This is a genomic window from Streptomyces sp. NPDC040405, assembly GCF_055595765.1.
In genome coordinates, this window is record NZ_JBVIVI010000006.1 from 519,153 (window position 1) to 541,434 (window position 22,282).

The 22,282-nt window shown below is 70.9% G+C and carries 20 protein-coding genes; 16 read left to right on the forward strand and 4 right to left on the reverse strand.

All coding sequences use genetic code 11. The features are described 5' to 3' along the window. Positions 1-18 precede the first annotated feature (18 nt). Together ACZ59A_RS26530 and ACZ59A_RS26535 are read left to right on the forward strand one after the other, a co-directional pair. Positions 19-1,185 (forward strand): acyl-CoA dehydrogenase family protein, encoded by a 1,167-nt coding sequence (locus ACZ59A_RS26530; RefSeq protein ID WP_470963028.1) that lies wholly within the window; start codon positions 19-21, stop codon positions 1,183-1,185. 106 nt (positions 1,186-1,291) lie between these two features. Then, positions 1,292-3,031, forward strand: coding sequence for a pyruvate dehydrogenase (locus tag ACZ59A_RS26535; protein ID WP_470963031.1), 1,740 nt, complete (start codon positions 1,292-1,294; stop codon positions 3,029-3,031). Positions 3,032-3,049: 18 nt separating this feature from the next. Here the strand turns inward: ACZ59A_RS26535 and ACZ59A_RS26540 are convergent, their stop codons facing one another. After that, a complete protein-coding gene (locus tag ACZ59A_RS26540) occupies positions 3,050-4,165 on the reverse strand; it encodes an FAD-dependent monooxygenase (RefSeq protein WP_470963034.1) in 1,116 nt (371 codons plus the stop codon). Between the two features lie 157 nt (positions 4,166-4,322). Between ACZ59A_RS26540 and ACZ59A_RS26545 the strand changes: the two genes are divergently transcribed. The 3 genes from ACZ59A_RS26545 (at position 4,323) to ACZ59A_RS26555 (ending at position 7,478) form a co-directional block, all read left to right on the forward strand. Beyond that, a complete protein-coding gene (locus tag ACZ59A_RS26545; protein WP_470963037.1) occupies positions 4,323-5,273 on the forward strand; it encodes a TetR/AcrR family transcriptional regulator C-terminal domain-containing protein in 951 nt (316 codons plus the stop codon). Between the two features lie 155 nt (positions 5,274-5,428). After that, entirely contained in the window at positions 5,429-6,415 is a 987-nt protein-coding gene (locus ACZ59A_RS26550) for an alpha/beta hydrolase (RefSeq protein WP_470963040.1), read from the forward strand. Between the two features lie 22 nt (positions 6,416-6,437). Next, positions 6,438-7,478 carry a helix-turn-helix domain-containing protein gene (locus ACZ59A_RS26555; protein ID WP_470963043.1) on the forward strand — a complete coding sequence of 347 codons (1,041 nt, stop codon included), beginning with the start codon at positions 6,438-6,440 and terminating at the stop codon, positions 7,476-7,478. 40 nt (positions 7,479-7,518) lie between these two features. Here the strand turns inward: ACZ59A_RS26555 and ACZ59A_RS26560 are convergent, their stop codons facing one another. After that, complete coding sequence (locus ACZ59A_RS26560) at positions 7,519-8,316, reverse strand: IclR family transcriptional regulator (protein WP_470963046.1); 798 nt, start codon at positions 8,314-8,316, stop codon at positions 7,519-7,521. Between the two features lie 63 nt (positions 8,317-8,379). Beyond that, positions 8,380-9,252, reverse strand: a complete 873-nt coding sequence (gene purU / locus ACZ59A_RS26565; protein WP_470963049.1) for a formyltetrahydrofolate deformylase — start codon at positions 9,250-9,252, stop codon at positions 8,380-8,382. Positions 9,253-9,448: 196 nt separating this feature from the next. Here purU and ACZ59A_RS26570 point away from each other — a divergent pair, with 196 nt between their 5' ends. The 11 genes from ACZ59A_RS26570 (at position 9,449) to ACZ59A_RS26620 (ending at position 21,571) form a co-directional block, all read left to right on the forward strand. Continuing rightward, positions 9,449-11,890, forward strand: a complete 2,442-nt coding sequence (locus ACZ59A_RS26570) for a GcvT family protein (RefSeq protein WP_470963052.1) — start codon at positions 9,449-9,451, stop codon at positions 11,888-11,890. Between the two features lie 23 nt (positions 11,891-11,913). Beyond that, the gene (locus ACZ59A_RS26575; protein WP_470963055.1) at positions 11,914-12,762 is read left to right on the forward strand and encodes a bifunctional methylenetetrahydrofolate dehydrogenase/methenyltetrahydrofolate cyclohydrolase; all 849 of its coding nucleotides are present in this window, start codon (positions 11,914-11,916) and stop codon (positions 12,760-12,762) included. Positions 12,763-12,962: 200 nt separating this feature from the next. Beyond that, positions 12,963-13,814: an MFS transporter gene (locus tag ACZ59A_RS26580; RefSeq protein ID WP_470963058.1), complete on the forward strand. Its 852-nt coding sequence runs from the start codon at positions 12,963-12,965 to the stop codon at positions 13,812-13,814. Then, positions 13,808-13,975: a hypothetical protein gene (locus ACZ59A_RS26585; protein ID WP_470963060.1), complete on the forward strand. Its 168-nt coding sequence runs from the start codon at positions 13,808-13,810 to the stop codon at positions 13,973-13,975. Before ACZ59A_RS26580 ends, ACZ59A_RS26585 begins: the two co-directional genes overlap by 7 nt. A gap of 228 nt (positions 13,976-14,203) precedes the next feature. Beyond that, a complete protein-coding gene (locus ACZ59A_RS26590; RefSeq protein WP_470963063.1) occupies positions 14,204-15,289 on the forward strand; it encodes an S-(hydroxymethyl)mycothiol dehydrogenase in 1,086 nt (361 codons plus the stop codon). Further along, entirely contained in the window at positions 15,286-15,915 is a 630-nt protein-coding gene (locus ACZ59A_RS26595) for an MBL fold metallo-hydrolase (RefSeq protein ID WP_470963066.1), read from the forward strand. Before ACZ59A_RS26590 ends, ACZ59A_RS26595 begins: the two co-directional genes overlap by 4 nt. Before the next feature lie 100 nt (positions 15,916-16,015). Continuing rightward, positions 16,016-17,173: an N-methyl-L-tryptophan oxidase gene (solA, locus tag ACZ59A_RS26600; RefSeq protein ID WP_470963069.1), complete on the forward strand. Its 1,158-nt coding sequence runs from the start codon at positions 16,016-16,018 to the stop codon at positions 17,171-17,173. A gap of 10 nt (positions 17,174-17,183) precedes the next feature. Further along, a complete protein-coding gene (locus tag ACZ59A_RS26605; protein WP_470963072.1) occupies positions 17,184-18,305 on the forward strand; it encodes an aromatic ring-hydroxylating oxygenase subunit alpha in 1,122 nt (373 codons plus the stop codon). 324 nt (positions 18,306-18,629) lie between these two features. After that, positions 18,630-18,950, forward strand: coding sequence for a bifunctional 3-phenylpropionate/cinnamic acid dioxygenase ferredoxin subunit (locus tag ACZ59A_RS26610; RefSeq protein WP_470963075.1), 321 nt, complete (start codon positions 18,630-18,632; stop codon positions 18,948-18,950). Next, positions 18,947-20,122, forward strand: a complete 1,176-nt coding sequence (locus tag ACZ59A_RS26615; protein ID WP_470963078.1) for an NAD(P)/FAD-dependent oxidoreductase — start codon at positions 18,947-18,949, stop codon at positions 20,120-20,122. Before ACZ59A_RS26610 ends, ACZ59A_RS26615 begins: the two co-directional genes overlap by 4 nt. Before the next feature lie 66 nt (positions 20,123-20,188). Further along, positions 20,189-21,571, forward strand: coding sequence for an L-serine ammonia-lyase (locus ACZ59A_RS26620; RefSeq protein ID WP_470963082.1), 1,383 nt, complete (start codon positions 20,189-20,191; stop codon positions 21,569-21,571). Positions 21,572-21,588: 17 nt separating this feature from the next. On the opposite strand, the gene ACZ59A_RS26625 is transcribed toward ACZ59A_RS26620, so the two are convergent. After that, complete coding sequence (locus ACZ59A_RS26625) at positions 21,589-22,185, reverse strand: TetR/AcrR family transcriptional regulator (protein WP_470963085.1); 597 nt, start codon at positions 22,183-22,185, stop codon at positions 21,589-21,591. Between the last annotated feature and the right edge of the window lie 97 nt (positions 22,186-22,282).

Genomic DNA, 22,282 nt, shown 5'->3' on the forward strand with positions numbered 1-22,282 from the left:
GCGAGGAGATCGCCTTCCATGAGCACGCTCGACATCCTGGCGGAGGACGAACAGTTCATCGTCCGCACGGTGCACGACTTCATCGACAAGGACGTCCGGCCGGTCGTACGGGAACTGGAGCACACCGACACCTATCCCGAGGCCCTGATCGAGCAGATGAAGGAACTCGGGATCTTCGGCCTCGCCATCCCCGAGGAGTACGGCGGCACTCCGGTGTCCACGCAGTGCTACGTCCTCGTCGCCGAGGAACTGGCCCGGGGCTGGATGAGTCTCGCCGGGGCCATGGGCGGGCACACCGTGGTCGCCAAGCTGCTGCTGCACTTCGGCACGGAGGAGCAGAAGCGGCGGTATCTGCCGAGGATGGCCACCGGTGACATCCGGGCCACCATGGCCCTGACCGAGCCCGGCGGCGGCTCCGACCTGCAGGCCATGCGCACCGTCGCCCGCAAGGACGACGAAGGGTATGTGGTCAGCGGCGCGAAGACCTGGATCACCAACTCCCGCCGCTCGCAGCTGATCGCCCTGCTGTGCAAGACGGACCCGCAGGCGTCCCCCGCGCACCAGGGCATCTCCATCCTGCTGGTCGAGCACGGGCCCGGGCTCACCGTCTCCCGCGATCTGCCCAAGCTGGGTTACAAGGGCGTGGAGAGCTGCGAGCTGTCCTTCGAGGACCACCGCGCGCCGGTGGACGCGCTGCTCGGCGGCGTCGAGGGCGAAGGGTTCGCCCAGATGATGAAGGGCCTGGAGACCGGCCGGCTCCAGGTCGCGGCCCGCGCCCTCGGCGTCGGCCGGGCCGCGCTGGAGGACGCCCTCGCCTACGCGCAGGAACGCGAGTCGTTCGGCAAACCGATCTGGAAGCACCAGTCCATCGGCAACTACCTCGCCGACATGGCGACCTCGCTCACCGCGGCCCGGCAGCTCACCCTCTACGCCGCCCGCGAGGCGGACGCGGGCAGGCGCGTGGACATGGAGGCCGGAATGGCCAAGCTGTTCGCCTCCGAGACGGCCATGGAGATCGCCCTCAACGCCGTCCGCATCCACGGCGGTTACGGCTACTCCACCGAGTTCGACGTGGAGCGCTACTTCCGCGACGCGCCCCTGATGATCGTCGGCGAGGGCACCAACGAGATCCAGCGGAACGTGATCGCCAGCCAGCTGGTCAAGCGAGGCGGACTCGACGCGTGAACGGCGCGGCCCCGACGGGCGGTCCGCACATGGAGGTGAATCGTGCCCGCGCCCCGTGGGTAGGCGTCCGCCGACCGACCAGAAGACGTGAATGCGGAGGCATGCGATGAGGCACGCGAGCGTCGCCCGCCAACTGGTGGACGTCCTCCGGCAGGCAGGTGTGGAGCGGATCTACGGCGTCGTGGGCGACAGCCTGAATCCCGTGGTGGACGCGGTGCGCCGGACCGACGGCATCGAGTGGGTCCATGTGCGGAACGAGGAGGCGGCCGCGTTCGCCGCGGCCGCCGAGGCGCAGCTGACCGGGCGGCTCGCCGTGTGCGCGGGCAGCTGCGGCCCCGGCAACACCCACCTCGTGCAGGGGCTGTACGACGCACACCGCTCCGGCGCCCCGGTACTGGCCATCGCCTCGCACATCCCGTCCCGCCAGATCGGTACGGGATTCTTCCAGGAGACCCATCCGGAGCGGCTGTTCACCGAGTGCAGCGACTACTGCGAGATGATCAGCACCCCGCAGCAGATGCCCCGGGTGCTGCGGATCGCCATGCAGCGGGCGCTCGGCCACGGCGGGGTGTCCGTGCTGGTCCTCCCCGGTGACGTCGCCCACGCCCCGGCGCCGGAGGCGCCCGTCGCCACCGACCTGGTGACCACCCGGGGCAGGGTCCTGCCACCGCGGGAGCAGGTCGAAGCGCTCGCCGAGCGGCTGGACGCCGCCGAGAAGGTCATGCTCTTCTGCGGCGCCGGGGTCCGCGGCGCACACGCCGAGGTCATGCGGCTGGCGAGCCAGGTGGCCGCACCGGTCGGGCACTCCCTGCGCGGCAAGGAGTGGATCCAGTACGACAACCCGTACGACGTCGGCATGAGCGGCCTGCTCGGATACGGGGCCTGCTACGACGCGATGCACGAGGCCGACCTTGTCGTGCTGCTGGGCACGGACTTCCCGTACGACGACTTCCTGCCGCAGGCCCGCACCGTGCAGGTGGACCACGACGCCGGGAACCTCGGACGGCGGACCGTACTGGAGCTCGGCGTACACGGCGACGTGGGGGAGACCCTCCGGGCCGCCCTTCCGCTGGTGCGGCAGAAGGAGGACCGCTCCTTCCTCGACCACAGCCTGCGTCGCCATGCCAAGGCGCTCGAACACGTCGTGGCGGCGTACACCCACGACGTGGACAAGCACACCCCGGTCCACCCGGAGTACGCGGCCACGATCCTCGACGAACTCGCCGACGACGACGCCGTGTTCACCGTCGACACGGGCATGAACAACGTGTGGGCCGCCCGCTACCTCACCCCCAACGGCCACCGCCGCGTGGTCGGCTCCTTCCTCCACGGCACGATGGCCAACGCGCTGCCGCACGCGATCGGCGCGCAGTGCGCCGACCGGAACCGTCAGGTGATCTCCCTGTCCGGGGACGGGGGCCTGAGCATGCTCATGGGCGAGCTGCTGACCGTCAGGCTGCACGACCTGCCGGTCAAGACGGTCGTCTTCAACAACTCCTCGCTCGGCATGGTCAAGCTGGAGATGATGGTCGACGGTCTGCCCGATCACCAGACCGACCACGAGCCGGTGGACTACTCCGCCATCGCCCGGGCCGCGGGCATCCACGCCATCCGCGCCGAGGACCCCTCCCAGGTGCGCGACGCGCTGAAGCAGGGCCTTGCGTACGACGGTCCGTGCCTGATCGAGCTGGTGACGGACGCGGGCGCGCTGTCGATCCCGCCGCACATCACCGGCGAACAGGTCAAGGGCTTCGCGTTCTCAGCCGGGCGCACCGTCCTGGACGGCGGTGTCGGCAAGATGCTCGACCTCGCCCGTGCGAACCTCCGCAACATCCCCCGCCCCTGACCGGCCGGGCACCACGCATCAGGAGGACGTGTCCAGTGAGAGCGCGTTCTTGGCGTGTGCCATGGACGCCTCGGAGGCGGGTCCGTCGGGATTCTCCGTGGCCAGGGCCTGGTTGACGGTGACGAAGTCACGCAGTCGCTGCTCGTAGCGGGAGTACGCGACGCGGTGGTCGCCGTTCGCCCGGGCGAGGCAGTCGGCCAGCACATAGGCGCCCACGAGGGCGAGGCTGGTGCCTTGCCCGGACAGCGGGGAAGGGCAGTAACCGGCGTCACCGAGCAGCGCCACCCTGCCCCGCGACCAGCGGTCCATCCGGATCTGAGCCATGGCGTCGCAGTAGAAGTCGGGTGCTTCCTCGGCGGCCTTGGCCAGGCGGGTCCCTTCCCATCGCAGGGAGGCGAGCTTGTCGACGATGAGCCGCTGAAGGGAGCCGTTGTCCCGGAGGTCGTGGGGGAGCGGGGCCGAGTGGAAGCCGAAGGCGACCCTGAGCTCGGTGTTGTCGCGGACGGGCATGATGCCGAAGCCCGTGGCACCGTCCCGAAGCCATAGCTGCCAGTCGTCCAGGGCGAGGAAGTTGTCCGCGCTGAACACGGAGAGGTAGCTGCCCAGGTGATGCGCGAATCGGTCCTCGGCGCCGAAGGCCAGGCGCCGGACCGTCGAGTGCAGGCCGTCGGCCCCGATCACCAGGTCGAACGTACGGGAGGCCCCGTGCGCGAAGTCGGCGCGCACACCGGTCGTGTCCTCGTCGAGCGCGCTGATGCTGTCGCCGAAGAGGTACTCCACGTCTGCGTACGTGTGCGCGTACACGATCCGTACCAGGTCCTCGCGCAGCAGCTCGATGTCGTCGCTGTTCAGTCGGCCGCTGCTGAAGGTCGCCTCGGTGGAGCGGTCGATCTCGTGGCCGCCGGGATCGAGGACGGACATGCCGCGCATCCGGGTGCGTACGTGCTGCGCCTGTTCCAGCAGGCCCATCCGCTCCACGACATCGAGCGCGACGCCGCGTATGTCCACGGCCTGGCCGCCGGGGCGCGGGCCCGGGGCGCGTTCGACCACGGTGGCCGCGAATCCGCGGCGGTGAAGCCAGTAGGCGAGTACGGGCCCGGCGATTCCGCCGCCGGAGATGAGAACGGTCTGCATGGGAAGCCTCCGATACGCTGTATGCGAGCTGAGCGTACGCCGTACGTGCAGACGCTTCAGCTGGCCATATATGTGGCCTGTACTAGGGCAGTGATGATCCCTTCGGGGTCCTCGCCTGTAGGCTCTGCACTAGTACAGAACGGGAAGGCGACAGGTCGTGACGAAGCCCACAGAAGCATCCGGTCAGCCGCCCTATCTGCGCATCGTGGCCGGGATCCGCCAGCGCATCATCGACGGCGAGCTCGCCCCCGGGGACCGGGTCCCCTCGACCCGGCAGATCGCCAGGGAATCCGGTGTCGCGCTCGCCACCGCCACCAAGGCCCTGACCACCCTGCGTCTCGAGGGGCTTGTCGAGACCCGCCCCCGGGCCGGCACCGTCGTGGCCGGATCCGCTCCCGTCGCGCCGCCCCGCAGGCACTCCCCGCCCGCCCCGGCCCCGGAACCGGAGCTGACCCTCGACCGGATCGTCGCGACGGCCATCGCCATGGCCGATGCCGAAGGACTGCCTGCCCTCTCCATGCGCGGTGTCGCGGCCCGGCTCGGCGTCGCCGCCATGTCGCCCTACCGGTACGTCCCCAGCAAGGACGACCTCGTCCTCCTCATGGCCGATGCCGCGTTCGGCGAGGAGACCTACCCCGCCGATGCGCCCGAAGGGTGGCGCCCACGCGTCGAGCTCGGCGCCCGCACCCTCTGGACCCTGTACCGCAGGCACCCGTGGCTGGCCCAACTCAGCTCGCTCACCCGCCCGTTGATGGTGCCCCAGCTGATCGCCCACGGCGAATGGCTGCTGAGTGCCCTCGACGGCCACGGCCTCGATCCGACCACGCTGTTCGACATACACATCCAGATCTACAGCCATGTCCAGGGCATGGCGGTGCATCTGGAGTGGGAGGCGCAGGCCGAAGCCTCCACGGGCCAATCGGAGGACCAGTGGATGGACAGCCGGGCCCCCGCCCTCCGGGAGCTGATGGAATCCGGCCGGTTCCCGACCTTCACCAAGGTGGTCGGAGCCTTCTCCGACGGCTATGACCTGCGTCTGGACAGTCTCTTCGAATCCGGTCTCTCGGCCCTCCTCGACGGCCTGACGCCCCTCATCGAAGGCCGCTGACGGAAGGCGGCGACCCGCGGGCCGCGTGGTGCTGCCACCCTGCCCGCCGTCCGGCGGAGAAGTCCCGCCGGGCGGCGGGGGCGGATGTGTGCTCGGCCCGGCGAGCATGTCCCTACCGGCCGGAGAGCCGCGAGCACAGATGAGGAGAGACCGTCGTGACCCTGACCCCGTCACCCCCGCCCCCTTTCGACTCCGAGCTGTCGGCCGCACTGGCGATGGTCGCCGAGCAGATCCACCCCGGGATGACCATGGACGGCATCGCCCGGGCGCGGGCGTTGGAGGCCGACATGACACCCGGCGACGACGAACTGCGCGGCGACGGCGCCTTCGAGGTCGAGGACCGGGGGGTGCCGGGGCCCGAGGGCGCCCCCGACATCTCGCTGCTGATCTGCCGGCCGACCGCCCCGGTCCGGAGCGGCCCGCTGCCGGTCTTCTACTGCACCCACGGTGGCGGCATGGTGATGGGCAACAACCGGCTGGGCATCGACATCGCCCTCCAGTGGGCCCGGGAGCTGGGTGGCGCGGTCGTCGTGTCCGTCGAGTACCGGCTGGCCCCCGAGCATCCGCACCCCGCGCCGGTGGAGGACGTGTACGCCGGGCTGCTGTGGACCGCCGAGCATGCCGCGGAGCTCGGGGGCGATCCCGAGCGGATCGTCATAGCGGGCGCCAGCGCGGGCGGTGGCCTCACCGCGGCGCTGGCCCTGCTCACCCGGGACCGCAAGGGCCCGCGGCCGGTCGGGCAGCTCCTTCAGTGCCCGATGCTGGACGACCGCAACGAGTCCCCGTCCACGTACCAGATGACCGGCCTCGGCGTCTGGGACCGCACGGCGAACGAGACCGGCTGGACCGCGCTGCTCGGCGCCGCGCGCGGCGGCCCGGACGTGTCGCCGTACGCCGCTCCGGCCCGGGCGGGGGACCTGTCCGAGCTGCCACCGGCATTCCTCGACGTCGGCTCCGCGGAGACCTTCCGGGACGAGGTCGTCACGTACGCCACCCGGCTCTGGCAGGCGGGTGGCCAGGCCGAACTGCACGTGTGGCCCGGCGGTTTCCACGCCTTCGACGGCTTCGCGCCGCAGGCAGCGCTGTCGCAGGCGGCGCGGGAGGCCCGGCTGACGTGGCTGCGCAGGCTCCTCGGCGAGTGACCCGGTGTAGCAGTATGCGGGTATGGAAGAGCTGGTCGGGCGCCTGACGGCGCTGGACCCGGACGCCAGTGCCGCCGTCCGGGTCATCGCCTACTTCGACCGGCTGGTCGAGGCCCGGGCGGGTCTGGAAGCGCTCGTACGGGGCGCGGCGGTGCTGGCAGGCTGCCCGGCGCGGCTGGCCGACCCCGAACGCCGGGTACGGATCCGGGTCGAGCCCGACGGACGCCGCGTCGACGTGGACGGCCCGCCCCTGGCCGACTGGCCGTCGGCCCCGCCGCTCTGGCTGGAGCGGACGGAGGCCGCGGACGCTGCGGGGGCCGGTGCGGGGACGGGCGCGAGGCCGGTGCGGTCGCATGTCGTCGACGCGGTCATCCTGGAGCGGGCCTCCGCCGCCCTCCGGCTCGTCCTGGACCGCACCCGGGGCCGCGCCCCGGCCGCCCCGGGCGACGACCCCGCCCTGCTGGAGACGCTCCTGGACGGGAGCGCCCCCGAGTCCGTCCGCGTCCACGCCGCCCGCCAACTGCGTCTGGACGTGGACGGCTTCGCCCGGGTGCTGGTCTTCCCCGGCGGCAGGGCCGAGGTGCGGACCGTGCGGCGGGCGGAACCGGCGGCGGGGCTGCCGCCCGGTCGGCTGGGGGTCGGACCGGCCGTTCCCGTGACCGGCCTGCCCGCCTCGTACGCCGCGGCACGGACGGCCCTGCGGTTCACCGCCGACGGCGGTGAACACGACCCGGGCCCCCGCGTGGTGCACGCCGACGACCTCGGCGCGCTGGCCCTGCTCGTGGACCTCGTCGGGCCCGGCACCGAGCCCCACCCCGACGTACGCGCCGTCGACGCGGCCGCCGCCTTGGCCCCGTGGATGCTGGCCGCCCTGCACGCCGTCGCGTCCGGCCCGAGCCTGCGCGCCGCCGCTACGGCGGTGCGGGTGCACCACTCGACCCTCCAGGACCGGCTGGCCCAGGCCGAGGACATCCTTGGCTGGTCCGTCCGCGACCAGCACGGGCGGCTGCGCCTGCACATGGCCCTGACACTGCGGCACCTGGGACGGACGGCGGCGGGCTGAACCCCCCACGGCGGCCCGGACCCGCCTAGGGGCCGGGAGCTCAGCCCGCGTAGCCCATCCGGTGGCTGATCTCCTCGGCACCCTTGACCAGTACGGGCGCGAGTTCGGGGATGCGCTCCTCGGTGAATCGGTAGGCGGGGCCGGAGGCGCTGACGGCGGCGATGACCTCGCCGTCGCCGGACCGGATCGGGGCCGCCATGGCGTGCAGTCCGATCTCGAGTTCCTCCAGCGTCACCGCGTAGCCGCGCTTCCGCGTCTCGGTGAGGCTCTTCTCCAGCTTCGTCCTGGTGGTCAGGGTGCGCGGCGTCAGCTTCTCCATCCCGGACGCCTTGAGCGCCGCGGCGCGCTCCTTCGCGGGCAGGTGGGCCAGCAGGATCTTGCCGCTGGACGTGGCGTGCAGCGGGGTGAGCTGGCCGACCCATCGATGCGTGCCGACCGCGCCCGGGCCGCGCACCTGGTAGAGGTTGACCGCGTAGTGCTCCCGCAGGACGGCGATGTTGACGGTCTCGCCGATCTCCTCGGCCAGCCGCTCGCACACCGGCTTGCCCTGCTGGGTGATGTCCAGGCGGCCCATGACCGATCCCGCCAGCCGCACGATCCCGAAGCCGAGCCGGTACTTGCCCCGCTCGGCCGCCTGCTCGACCAGGCCGCGTGCCTCCAGCGCCCCGAGCAGGCGGAATGCCGTCGACTTGTGGACCTCGATCTCGGCGGCGACCTCACTCACGCCCGCCTCGCCGCGCTGGGCGAGGATCTCCATGACGCTGACGGCACGGTCGACGGACTGCACCCCGGTCCCCGGCGGACTCGCTGTTCCACCATCTGCCGTGTAGTTGCCCATAACGCAACTATACGTGCAGGTCGGCGAGGGTCCCGCTGGTCAGGGCTGTCCTAAGGGCAGTCGTCAGCGGAAGACGACCGTACGTTTGCCGTTGACCAGTACCCGGCTCTCGCTGTGCCACTCCACGGCGCGGGCGAGCACCTGGGCCTCGACGTCGCGGCCGATCGTGACCAGCTCGTCCGGGGCGCGCGAGTGGTCCACGCGGACGACGTCCTGCTCGATGATCGGGCCCTCGTCGAGGTCGGACGTGACGTAGTGGGCCGTGGCCCCGACGAGCTTGACGCCGCGCTCATGCGCCTGGACGTAGGGGCGGGCGCCCTTGAAGCTCGGCAGGAACGAGTGGTGGATGTTGATCGCCCGGCCGTCGAGCTGTTTGCACAGGTCGTCGGAGAGGATCTGCATATAGCGGGCGAGGACCACGAGGTCGACGTCCAGCTCGTCCACGAGCCGCAGCAGCCGCGCCTCCGCCTCGTGCTTCGTCTCCGGGGTCACCGGGATGTGGTGGAAGGGGATGCCGTAGTTCTGGGCCAGCGGCTCGAAGGTGCGGTGGTTGGAGACGATCGCCGGGATCTCGATCTTCAGTGCGCCCGTGGACCTGCGGAAGAGCAGGTCGTTCAGGCAGTGGCCGAACTTCGACACCATGAGCAGCGTGCGGGTCGGGGTCGACGCGTCGTGCAGCTGCCAGGTGATCCGGTGCGCCTCGGCCACCGGACCGAAACCGCTCCGCAGATCCATCAGGGAAACGTCCGGATCAAGGGCGTCGAAGTGCACCCGCATGAAGAAGCGGTCCTGCCGCCGGTCGTCGAACTGCTGGCTCTCCAGGATGTTGCCGGAGTGGTTGACGAGATAGGTGGCCACGGCGTGGACGAGGCCGGCCCGGTCCGGGCACGACAGGGTGAGGACGAACTCGCGGCCGGGCTGCGGTCGAGGAGACATGGCATCCTCCGTTGGTGCGCATTACGCAACGTGGTGAGTGATGCGCAACATGGTCCAGTGCGGTGGCCGGGCGGTCAAGGGGTCCTTTGTGGTCCGCCGCTTCCATGATTCGACCCTTGACAGCACCCTGGGCCCCCTGCACTGTGAGTTGCGCAATGCGAGGCTTGTTGCGCTGACCGCAACTGGAGGTTATGTGATGGCGGGACCGCGAGTGGTCATCATCGGCGCGGGCGTCGTAGGGGCGGCGCTGGCGGACGAACTGTCCATGCGGGGCTGGACCGAGGTGACGGTCGTGGACCAGGGCCCGCTGCCCGCCACCGGCGGGTCGTCGTCCCACGCACCCGGACTGGTGTTCCAGACGAACCCTTCGAAGGCCATGACCGAGCTGGCCCGCTACACCGTCGAGAAGTTCTGCTCGCTCGACGTCGACGGGCAACCCTGTTTCCTGGAAGTCGGCGGCCTGGAAATCGCCACCACCCCCGAACGGCTGGCCGAACTCCACCGCAGGCACGGCTGGTTGCACTCGTGGGGTATCGAGGCCCGGGTGGTCGGCCCCGAGGAGTGCGTCGAACTGCACCCGCTGGTGGCGCGCGAGCGCGTACTCGGCGGACTGCTCATCCCCACCGACGGACTGGCCAAGGCGGTCCTCGCGGTCGAGGCGCAGCTCCGCGCCGCCCGCGACCGTGGCGTGACGACCCTCGGCCACCACGAAGTCCTCGACATCCGCACCGACGACGACAGCCAGGTGACGGCCGTCGTCACCGACCACGGGGAGATCCCCGCCGACATCGTGGTGTGCTGTGCCGGGATCTGGGGCCCCAAGGTGGCCCGCATGGTCGGCATGGACCTCCCGCTGACCCCGCTGGCCCACCAGCTGGCCTGGACCGCCCCGGTACCGGCCCTCGCCGGGCAGGACCAGGAGGCCATCCGCCCGATCCTGCGCCACCAGGACGCCGACCTCTACTACCGCGACCGCTTCGACCGGCTCGGCATCGGCTACTACGGACACCGGCCCATGCCCATCGACGCGGACGACATCCTCTCCGTGGACGCCGCCGAGGAGATGCCCTCCGTCCTGCGGTTCACCGAGGACGACTTCGCCGAGGCATGGACCGAGACCCAGGCCCTGCTGCCCGCGACGAAGGAGACCGAGGTGGAGGAGGGCATCAACGGCCTCTTCTCCTTCACCACCGACGGAATGCCCCTGCTGGGCCAGTCCCCGGACGTGAAGGGCTTCTGGGTCGCCGAAGCCGTGTGGGTCACCCACTCCGCGGGCGTCGGCCGCGCCATGGCCGAATGGCTGGTCGACGGCCACTGCTCGTCGTTCGACCTGCACGAGTGCGACGTCAACCGCTTCGAGCCCCACCAGCTTGCCCCGGAATACGTACTGGCCCGCGACTGCCAGAACTTCGTCGAGGTGTACGACATCCTCCACCCCCTCCAGCCGCCCGGCGCGCCCAGGCCCCTGCGCACCAGCCCCTTCCACCCCCGGCAGCGGGAACTGGGCGCCGTCTTCCTGGAGGCGAGCGGCTGGGAGCGGCCCCAGTGGTACGAGGCCAACGACGCCCTGGTGGAGGGGCGGGACATCCCGGTGCCCGGCGACTGGGCGGCGCGCTACTGGTCGCCGATCGTCGGCGCCGAGGCCCGGGCCACGCGGGAGCGGGTCGCGATGTACGACATGACGGCCCTCAAGCGCCTCGAAGTCACCGGCCGCGGGGCCGCCTCCTTCCTCCAGCACCTGACCACGGGCAACGTCGACAAGTCCGTCGGCTCCGTGACGTACACGCTGACGCTCGACCACGACGGCGGGATCCGCAGCGATGTGACCGTCGCCCGCCTGGGCCGCGACCACTTCCAGATCGGCGCCAACGGCAACCTCGACCTCGACTGGTTCACCCGCCACCTGCCCGAGGACGGGTCGGTGCAGGTACGCGACATCACCGCCGGAACCTGCTGCATCGGCCTGTGGGGGCCCCGGGCGCGCGATGTCCTGCAGCCGCTGGCCGACAAGGACTTCTCCCACCAGGGCCTGAAGTTCTTCCGGGCCAAGCGCGCCCACATCGGCGCCGTCCCCGTCACCGCCATGCGGCTGAGCTACGTGGGCGAGCTGGGCTGGGAGCTGTACACCACCGCCGACATGGGCACCAAGCTCTGGGACACCCTCTGGGAGGCGGGCCGGGAGCACGGGATCATCGCCGCCGGCCGAGGCGCGTTCAACAGCCTCCGCCTGGAGAAGGGCTACCGCTCCTTCGGCCACGACATGACGTACGAGCACGACCCGTACGAGGCCGGGGTCGGCTTCGCCGTCAAGCGCGACAAGGACGACTTCATCGGGAAGGCCGCGCTGGAGCGGCGCGCGGAGTCCGTGACCCGCAAGCTCACCTGCCTGACGACCGACGACCCACGCGACGTCGTCATGGGCCACGAGCCCGTGTACGACGGCGACCGCCCGGTCGGCTACGTCACCAGCGCCGTCTTCGGCTACACCATCGGCAAGGCCATCGCCTACGCCTGGCTCCCCGCCGAACTCGCCACGCCCGGCCGGACCCTGCACATCGGCTACTTCGACCGCCGGATCCCCGTGGCCGTCGCCGAGGAGCCCCTGTTCGACCCGTCCATGCAGCGCCTTCGCGGCTGACGAAGCCGAGGAAGAGGAACCACATGAGCGCGCACATCCTCGACGGACGCCGCACCGCCGCGGAGATCCGCACCGAACTCACCGCACGCGTCGCCACCCTGACCGCGCAGGGCCGGGCGCCCGGCCTCGGAACGGTGCTCGTCGGCGACGACCCCGGCAGCCACGCCTACGTCGCGGGCAAGCACCGCGACTGCGCCCAGGTGGGAATCGCCTCGATCCGCCGCGAACTCCCCGCCGACGCCACCCAGGAGCAGGTCGAGGCCGCCGTCGACGAACTCAACGCCGACCCCGCCTGCACCGGCTACATCGTGCAGCTCCCGCTGCCCCGCGGCCTCGACACCGGCGCCGTCCTCGCCCGTATGGACCCCGCCAAGGACGCCGACGGCCTGCATCCGGCCAACCTCGGACGGCTCGTGCTCGGCGTCGACGGACCGCTGCCATGCACCCCGCGCGGCATCGTCGAACTGCTGCGCCGCCACGACGTACCCCTGGCCGGTGCCCGGGTCTGCGTCATCGGCCGCGGCGTCACCGTCGGCCGCCCCCTCGGGCTGCTGCTCACCCGCAGGTCCGAGAACGCGACCGTGACGCTGTGCCACACCGGTACCAAGGGCATGGCCTGGCACGTACGCGACGCGGACATCGTCGTCGCGGCCGCCGGTTCCCCCGGAATGGTCACCGCCGACATGGTCCGGCCCGGCGCCGCCGTCCTCGACGTCGGCATCACCCGCACCGACGACGGCCTGCTCGGCGACATCCACCCGGACGTCGCCAAGGTCGCCGACTGGGTCGCGCCCATGCCGGGCGGCGTCGGCCCCATGACCCGGGCCATGCTGCTCGCCAACGTCGTGGAAACAGCCGAACGCGCCGCGTGAAGCCACCGGTGGGAAGTCACGCGCTTCCATGTCCGTCGCGTAGTCAGAAAACTCGTTTCCCGGAGGTCGGATGCCCATCCCCGCCATCGACGAGGCGCCACTGAGCGGATTCCACCGAAAACTCACCTTCGCTTGCGCGGGCGGGCGGTCCCTTTCTGGACGGCTATCTCCTCAGCATCATCGGCGTCGCACTGGTCGGCATGAGCAACGAGCTGGGGCTGACCACGGGGGACGAGAGCCTCATCGGTGCCGCCGCCCTGGTCGGCATCTTCGTCGGAGGGCTGTTCTTCGGGGCCGTCACCGACAAGCTCGGCCGTGAGGCGATGTACACCGTCGACCTGGCGGTCCTGGTGGGCGGCTCGCTGCTGTCGGTGTTCGCCACCGAGACCTGGCAGTTCGTCGTGCTGCGCTTCGTGCTCGGCATGGCCATCGGAGCCGACTATCCGATCGCGACGTCGCTGCTGGCCGAATGGGTGCCGAACCGCCACCGGGGCCGACTGCTCGGCATCCTCACCCTCTCCTGGTACATCGGCGCGGCGTCCGCCTATGCGGTCGGCTATGTGATGGCCGAGATCGGCGGCGACGGTACCTGGCGGTGGATGCTCGCCTCCGGTGCCGTACTGAGCGCCGTGATCCTGGTGCTGCGCGTCGGTACCCCCGAGTCCCCGCTGTGGCTGGTGAACAAGGGCCGTACCGCCGACGCCCAGAAGTCGATCAAACGTGCCCTCGGCCGCACCATCTCCATCGACGACCTGATCGCGGCCTCGGCCGCTGAGCAGTCCGTGGAGAAGAACCAGGTCCGTGACCTGTTCGAAGGCATCTATCTGCGGGGGCCTCGGCGAGGGCCACACCAGCAACCTGGGCTCGGCGCTGATCAGCATCGTGTTCGTGCTGGGCTGCCTCCCCGCACTGCGCCTGGTGGACCGGGTGGGCCGCCGCCCCGTCATCACGGGGCGGCGTGGCCACCTCCATCAGCCGGATCGGCGCCGCCGCCGGCACTTCTCTGCTGCCGGTCTCCCTCGACAAGCTGGGCATCGGCACGACCATGCTGATCGGCGCCGGTATCACCCTGGTGGGCTGGCTGGTGTCCCTGGCGTGGGCCGAGGAGACGAAGGGCCGCACCCTGGCGGAGACCAGCGCACTGCCCGGCCGCTCCCGGCCGTCGTCGGGGGCCGATTCAGCGGAGGGAAACTTCGCTCGGCCAACTCCTTGACAGCGGTCGCCCGGACGGAAGATTGTTGCTCATAATGAAGCGGCACGCGCCATGCGCAACAAATCGCGACGGCTCGGTCTCACCGTCCGCCGTTTGTGCTCCCCGCGGACAGCGGAGTTCATTCCTTTCTTTCGCCGATCGTTCCAACGGAGCGATGCGACGTCCCCGCCATCAAGAACATCCGGCCGAAGCCGAGCATTCGGCCGTCTCTCAACGAGGAGAGCGACAGTGACACACGAGGTACGCGCCGTCGTCGCCCGGCAGAAGGGCGCTCCGGTCTCGGTGGAGACCATCGTGGTGCCGGACCCCGGTCCGGGGGAGGCCCTGGTGCGGGTGCGGGCATGCGGTGTCTGCCACACCGACCTGCACTACCAACAGGGCGGCATCAACGACGAGTTCCCCTTCGTGCTGGGCCATGAGGCCGCGGGCGTGGTCGAGGCGGTCGGCGACGGCGTCACCGACGTCGCGCCCGGCGATTTCGTCGTGCTCAACTGGCGTGCGGTCTGCGGCCAGTGCCGGGCCTGCCGCAAGGGCAAGCCGTGGTACTGCTTCGACACCCACAACGCCACCCAGCCGATGAAGCTGGCCGACGGCACCCCGCTGTCCCCGGCCCTGGGCATCGGCGCCTTCGCCGAGAAGACCCTGGTGGCCGCCGGACAGTGCACCAAGGTGGACCCGGCCGCCCCGGCCGCCGCGGCGGGACTGCTCGGCTGCGGAGTGATGGCCGGGTTCGGCGCCGCGGTCAACACCGGCGGCATCGGCCGCGGAGACTCGATCGCGGTGATCGGCTGCGGCGGCGTGGGCATGGCCGCCATCGCGGGCGCCAAGGTGGCCGGTGCGAGCCGCATCATCGCCGTCGACGTCGACCAGCGGAAGCTGAAGTGGGCCGAGGAGTTCGGCGCCACCGACACCGTCGACTCCTCCCAGACCGACGCCGTCGAGGCCATCCGCGCCATCACCGGCGGCTTCGGCGCCGACGTCGTCGTGGACGCGGTGGGCCGCCCCGAGACCTACAAACAGGCGTTCTACGCACGCGACTTGGCCGGAACCGCGGTCCTGGTCGGCGTCCCCACCCCGGAGATGACCCTCGACCTGCCCCTGCTGGACGTCTTCAGCCGTGGCGGAGCACTGAAGTCCTCCTGGTACGGCGACTGCCTGCCCTCCCGGGACTTCCCCGCACTCATCGACCTCTACCAGCAAGGCCGCTTCGACCTCGGCCGCTTCGTCACCGAGGAGATCGCCCTGGACGACGTCGAGGCGGCGTTCGCCAAGATGCACCGCGGTGAGGTCCTGCGCTCGGTGGTGGTCCTGTGACGGCGCGCATCGAGCACCTGGTCACCTCCGGAACCTTCGAGCTGGACGGGGGCAGCTGGGAGGTGGACAACAACGTCTGGCTGATCGGCGACGAACGGGAAGTCATGGTCGTCGACGCCGCACACGACGAAGCGGCGATCGCCACCGCCATCGGTGACCGGCGGGTGGTCGGCATCGTGTGCACCCACGCCCACAACGACCACATCAACGCCGCCCCCGCCCTCGCCGCCCGCACCGGCGCGCCCATCCTGCTCCACCCGGCGGACACGGTGCTGTGGAAGTCCGTACACCCCCAGCGCGAGCCGGACCGGGAACTGGTCGACGGCGAGCTGCTGAGCGTGGCCGGTACCGGGCTGTATGTGCTGCACACCCCCGGACACGCTCCCGGGGCGGTCTGCCTGTACGCGCCCGAGCTGGGAGCCCTGTTCTCCGGCGACACCCTCTTCCAGGGCGGTCCCGGAGCCACCGGCCGCTCCTACTCCGACTTCGGCACCATCATCGCCTCCCTCCGCGACCGGCTGTTCGCTCTCCCCGCCTCCACCACCGTGCACACCGGTCATGGCGGCACCACCTCGATCGGGGCGGAAGCACCGCAGCTCGACGCATGGGTGGCCCGGAGATACTGACGCCCCGTCACCAAGCCCGCAACCGGAGGAGGGCCATGGGCACCCGCGGAACCCACACGTTATCGGCAGAGTTTCCAGGAGAGCCAGGAGAGACGGACGAATGGCCCCTTCGTACGACGTGATCGTCGTCGGTCTGGGCGGCATGGGCAGCGCGGCCGCCTACCACCTCGCCGCCCGCGGGCAGCGAGTGCTCGGCCTGGAGCGCTTCGGCCCGGCCCACAACCTCGGCTCCAGCCACGGCGGATCCCGCATCTACCGGCAGGCGTACTTCGAGGACCCGGCCTATGTGCCACTGCTCCTCCGCGCCCACGAACTGTGGGAGAAGCTGGCCGCCGACTCCGGCCACGAGGTGTTCACGCGGACGGGCGGCCTTGTGATCGGGCGTGAGGACAGCCAGGCGTTCGCCGGTACGCTGCGCAGCGCCCGGCAGTGGGGGCTGGACCACGAGGTCCTCACGGCCGCCGACATCCGGCGCCGCTTCCCCACCTTCAGACCGGGCGCGGAGGACGTCGCCTTCTACGAGCACAAGGCCGGTGTGGCGCGGCCGGAGGCGACCGTCACCGCCCACTTGGACCTGGCCCGGGTCCACGGCGCCGAACTGCACTTCGCGGAAACCGTCTTCGGATGGCAGGCCGACGGCCCGGGCGGCAAGGTCTGGGTCGTCACCGACCGCGGCATCTACACCGCCGACCGGCTGGTCGTCGCCCCCGGAGCCTGGGCGTCGAACCTCCTCTCCGACATCGGCGTGACCGTGTCGGTGGAACGCCAGGTCGTGTACTGGTTCCGGCCCCAGGGCGGAACCGGCCCGTTCACCGCCGACCGGCACCCCGTGTACATCTGGGAGGACCCGGACGGCACGCAGATCTACGGCTTCCCCGCCCTCGACGGCCCCGACGGCGGCGCCAAGGTCGCCTTCTTCCGCAAGGGCGTCCCCAGCAACCCCGAGACCGTCGACCGCCGGGTCCGCTCGGACGAGATCGGTGCCATGGCCGAGTACCTGCGTCTGCGCATCCCCACCCTGCCCGGCCGCTTCCTCAAGGCCACGGCCTGCATGTACGCCAACACTCCGGACGAACACTTCGTCCTCGCCCAGCATCCCGAGCATCCGAGGGTGACGGTGGCCTGCGGATTCTCCGGCCACGGGTTCAAGTTCGTACCCGTGGTCGGCGAGATTCTCGCCGACCTGGCCACCGAAGGCGCCACCGAGCACCCCATCGCGCTCTTCGACCCCCGTCGCGTGCGCCCCGACTTCTCCTGAGGTGACATCGATGACCATCACCAGTGTGTCCCCGAGCTTGATTTCCACGCTGCCGGGGGACTTTTACACCGATCCCGAGATTTTCGCGGCGGAGCAGGAGCGGGTTTTCGAGGCCATGTGGTTCTGTGCGGCCCGTGCCGCCGACTTGGAGAAGCCGGGGAGTTTCCGTACCTGTCAGGTGGGGCGGGAGTCGGTGCTGATCTCGCGTGCGCGGGACGGTTCGGTGAAGGCGTTCTTGAACATCTGCCGGCATCGTGGCGCGCGGCTGTGCACCCAGGAGTCGGGTGAGGTGAAGCGGGCGTTCCAGTGTCCGTATCACGCGTGGACGTACGGTCTGGACGGGAAGCTGGTGGCGGCGCCGAATCTGACGTCGATGCCGGATGTGGACCGGGTCGGGTACGGGCTGATCAAGGTCCATGTGCGGGAGTGGCTGGGGTATGTGTGGGTGTGCCTGGCCGATGATCCTCCGTCGTTCGAGGAGGACGTGGTCGGCGCGGTGGTCGAGCGGCTGGGGGACGCGGAGTCGATCACGAACTACGGCATCGACGGGCTGCGGCTCGGGCGGCGGATCACGTACGACGTGAAGGCCAACTGGAAGCTGATCATCGAGAACTTCATGGAGTGCTACCACTGCGCGACGATTCATCCGGAGCTGACGGAGGTGCTGCCGGAGTTCGCGGATGGATTCGCGGCGCAGTATTACGTGGGGCATGGTGCGGAGTTCGGGGAGGAGGCCCGGGGGTTCACCGTCGATGGTTCGGAGGGGCTGGACCGGATTCCGACGGTGGCCGAGGGGCAGGACCGTCGTTATTACGCGATGACGGTCAGGCCGCAGGTGTTCATCAACCTGGTGCCCGATCACGTGATTTTCCACCGGATGTTCCCGATGGCGGCCGACCGCACGGTGGTGGAGTGCGACTGGCTCTACCTTCCGCATGTGGTGGACAGCGGCGCGGATGTGGAGCGCTCGGTGGAGTTGTTCCACCGGGTGAATCAGCAGGACTTCGACGCGTGTGAGCGTACGCAGCCGGGGATGGCGTCGCGTGCGTACACCAAGGGCGGTGTCCTGGTGCCCAGCGAGCATCACATCGGCGAATTCCACACCTGGCTCCAGACCCGCCTCGGCGCCTAGGGAAGCCCGCCCACCGGCCCGCGCCCCAGCAGCCCGTTCACCCGCCGTGCGACCCCTGCGGCCGGTGGACGGGCCTTTGGGCTGTCCGCTCCCGTGGCGTACGCCCGAAAGGCGTCGCACGGTGCGCACCGTTCCCCGCTGTCGCGGACCGGTCGGGATCCACTCTTGACAACCCCCGGAACAGTGGCAAAGCATGTTGCGTATAGCGAATCAAGTTGTCCTATCCGAGACAGCTCGCTCTCTCGCACACCGCCGCACAGCCGGGTGTCACCGCCCGGCAGACGGCGTCCCACCCACTCGGGCACCGCAACCCGGAGGTACCCCATGATCACGGTGTGCCGGATCGAAGACCTGCCCCCCGGCGAATCCATCCGTGTCACCGACGGCGTCCCCGCCCCCCTCGCGTTGTTCAACGTGGACGGCACGGTCTACGCCATCGATGACACCTGCACCCACCAGGACGCCTCGCTGGCCGACGGCTGGCTCGAGGGCTGCTTCGTCGAATGCCCCCTGCACACGGCCTTCTTCGACCTGCGCACGGGCCACCCGGTCTGCCCGCCGGCCAAGACCCCGGTGCGCACCCACCGGGTCTCCGTGGAAGACGGCCACGTCCTGCTCCACGTCTCCGTCGGGGAGCCCGCATGAGGAGCATCACCGTCGTGGGAGCGTCGCTCGCCGGCCTCAGCACGGTCCGCGCACTGCGCGCGGAAGGCTTCGACGGCGACATCGTCGTCGTCGGGGAGGAGCGGCACGCCCCGTACGACCGTCCGCCGCTGTCCAAGGAGTTCCTCAGGGGCGACATCGGCGTCGACGCGCTCGCGCTCAGCGACGCGGAGGAGTACGAGGAGCTGGAGGCGGAGTGGCTGCTCGGCGAGCGCGCGGTGCGGCTCGACCCCGCGGCCCGGTCCGTCGCCCTCGCCGGAGGGCGCGAGGTGCGCACCGGCGGGATCGTCGTCGCGACCGGCGCCAGCCCCCGGACGCTCCCCGGCACGGACGGGCTGGCCGGTGTGCACACCCTGCGCACCCTGGACGACGCCCAGGCGCTGCGCGCCGAGCTGCTGGACGGCCTGCCGCGCGTCGTCGTCATCGGCGCCGGATTCATCGGTGCCGAGGTGGCGTCCACCGCCCAACGGCTCGGGCTCGACGTCACCGTTGTCGAAGCGCTCGACGTACCGCTGCGCCGCCAACTGGGGCGCGAAATGGGGCTGGTGTGCTCCTCGCTCCACACCGATCACGGGGTTCGCCTGCTGTGCGGCACCGGCGTGGCGGGGTTCACCGGCTACGACCGGGTCACCGGCGTACTGCTGGAGGACGGGCGCCTGCTGCCCGCCGACATCGTCGTGGCCGGGGTGGGCGTGCGGCCCGCCGACGACTGGCTCGCCGGTTCCGGCGTCAAGGTGGACGACGGCGTGGTGTGCGACGCCGGTTGCGCGACCAGCATCCCGGGCGTGGTCGCGGTCGGTGATGTCGCCCGCTGCCCCCATCCGTTCACCGGACGGCACGCCCGTATCGAGCACTGGAGCAACGCCATCGAGCAGGGGAAGACCGCCGCCCGCACGCTGCTCTCCGGCGTGTCGGCTCCCGCCCCGCTCACCGCGCCGCACTTCTGGTCCGACCAGTACCAGGTGCGCATCCAGCTCGCCGGGCACGTCGTCCCCGGTGCCGAGCCCGAGGTGGTCGAGGGCGACGTCGACAGCCGCTCCTTCGCGGCCGTGTACCGGCACGAGGGCGCCGCCGTCGCCGTGCTCTCCATGAACCAGCCGAAGCTGTTCAACTGGCTCCGCCGCACCCTCACCGCTCCCTCGGCGGCCGCGTAACCGACCCCCCGCGGGGCGCGCCCATGAGCTGTCCGGGCCCGCCCCTCCCGTCCCACGGAGTATGGCGTGGCAATCAGCGTGTTCGACCTGTTCTCGATCGGCATCGGCCCGTCCAGCTCGCACACGGTCGGCCCGATGCGGGCGGCCCGCAGGTTCGCCGCCCGGCTGAAGGAGGACGGCCTGCTCGCCCAGACCGCCGCGGTGCGGGCGGAGCTGTTCGGCTCCCTCGGCGCCACCGGCCACGGCCACGGCACCCCCAAGGCCGTCCTGCTGGGCCTGGAGGGCAACGAGCCGCACACGGTCGACGTGGCCCGAGCCGAGCGGGACGTCGAGCGGATCCGCGCCACCCGGCGCATCCGCCTCCTCGGCGCCGAGATCGGCCCGGCCCACGAGATCGGCTTCGACGCCGCGTCCCAGCTGCTCCTGCACCGCCGCCGCTCCCTGCCGTACCACGCCAACGGCATGACCCTCTTCGCGTACGACGAGGACGGCCAACCGCTCGCGGAGAGGACGTATTACTCGGTCGGCGGCGGTTTCGTGGTCGACGAGGACGCCGTCGGCACCGACCGGATCAAGACGGACGACACGCCGCTGACGCACCCGTTCCGCACCGGCGACGAACTGCTGCGCCTGGCAAGCGAAACGGGCCTGTCGATCACCGCCCTGATGAGGGAGAACGAGAAGGCGTGGCGCACCGAGGCGGAGATCCGCGCGGGCCTGCTGGAGATCTGGCGGGTCATGGAGGCGTGCGTCTCCCGCGGCCTCACCCAGGAGGGCATCCTCCCCGGCGGCCTGAAGGTCCGCCGCCGCGCCGCCAACGCCGCCCGCGCCCTGCGCTCCGAGGGCGACGCGCCCGCCCGCGCCATGGAGTGGACCACGCTGTACGCCATGGCGGTCAACGAGGAGAACGCCGCCGGGGGGCGGGTCGTCACCGCCCCGACGAACGGCGCCGCCGGGGTCATCCCGGCCGTCCTGCACTACTACACCCGCTTCGTTCCGGGCGCCGACGAGGAGGGCGTCATCCGCTTCCTCCTCGCCGCGGGCGCCATCGGCATGCTCTTCAAGGAGAACGCCTCCATCTCCGGCGCCGAGGTCGGCTGCCAGGGCGAGGTCGGCTCCGCCTGCTCCATGGCCGCGGGCGGCCTCGCCGAGGTCCTCGGCGGCAGCCCCGAGCAGGTCGAGAACGCCGCCGAGATCGGCATGGAACACAACCTCGGCCTCACCTGCGACCCCGTCGGCGGTCTGGTGCAGATCCCGTGCATCGAGCGCAACGGCATGGCGGCGGTCAAGGCCGTCACCGCCGCGCGGATGGCCCTGCGCGGCGACGGCCGCCACCATGTGTCGCTGGACAAGGTCATCAAGACCATGAAGGACACCGGCGCCGACATGAAGGTCAAGTACAAGGAGACGGCGCGGGGCGGACTCGCGGTCAACGTCATCGAGTGCTGACACCCCGCCCCGGCCCTTCAGCCGCGGCGCCCGCCCGGCTGGTCCGACATCGTGGACCAGCCGATGAGGGCGCCGCGCAGGGCGGCCACCAGGCGGGTGGCGGCCTCGTCCTCCGTCCGTCCGCTCTTGATGAGGTCGAGGATGTCGCGGGGGTCGAACAGGGCGTTCCACAGGAACAGGGCCTCGTCCCCCAGGTCGCCCAGCCCGAGTTCCTCGGCGGTCTGCCGCAGGGGCCCCTCGAGCGCCTCGGCCTGCGGTGCGAGATAGCCGGTGCCCTCGCGCAGCCGTTCGAGATAGCCGCGGTGGGAGCGCATCTGCGCCATCGCCCCGCCGTGCTCCAGCACGAGCGACACCCAGTAGCGGGACACCGCCTCCAGCTTGACCATGCCGGTGGTGGTCTGCCGCGCGCTGAACTCGCACAGTTCGGATCCCACCTGTGACCGGAAGGCGTGCAGGATCTCCTCGACGGAGGAGAAGTGCCGGTACGCCGTCGCGGTGGACACTTCGGCGTGCTTGGCGATCTCGGCCAGGCTGACCTGCGTCGGCGAGCTCTCGAACAGCCGCGCGGCGGCCTTGATGAGCTGCCTGCGGTTGCGCTCCGTGTCACTGCGCATCGGCCGACGCTCCTGTCGCATGCGAACCACCGTTCAGCGGAGGACCGAGAGGCCGCGAGCCGGTCGACGGACCCCCTCGGTGATGGATTCCGGGCTG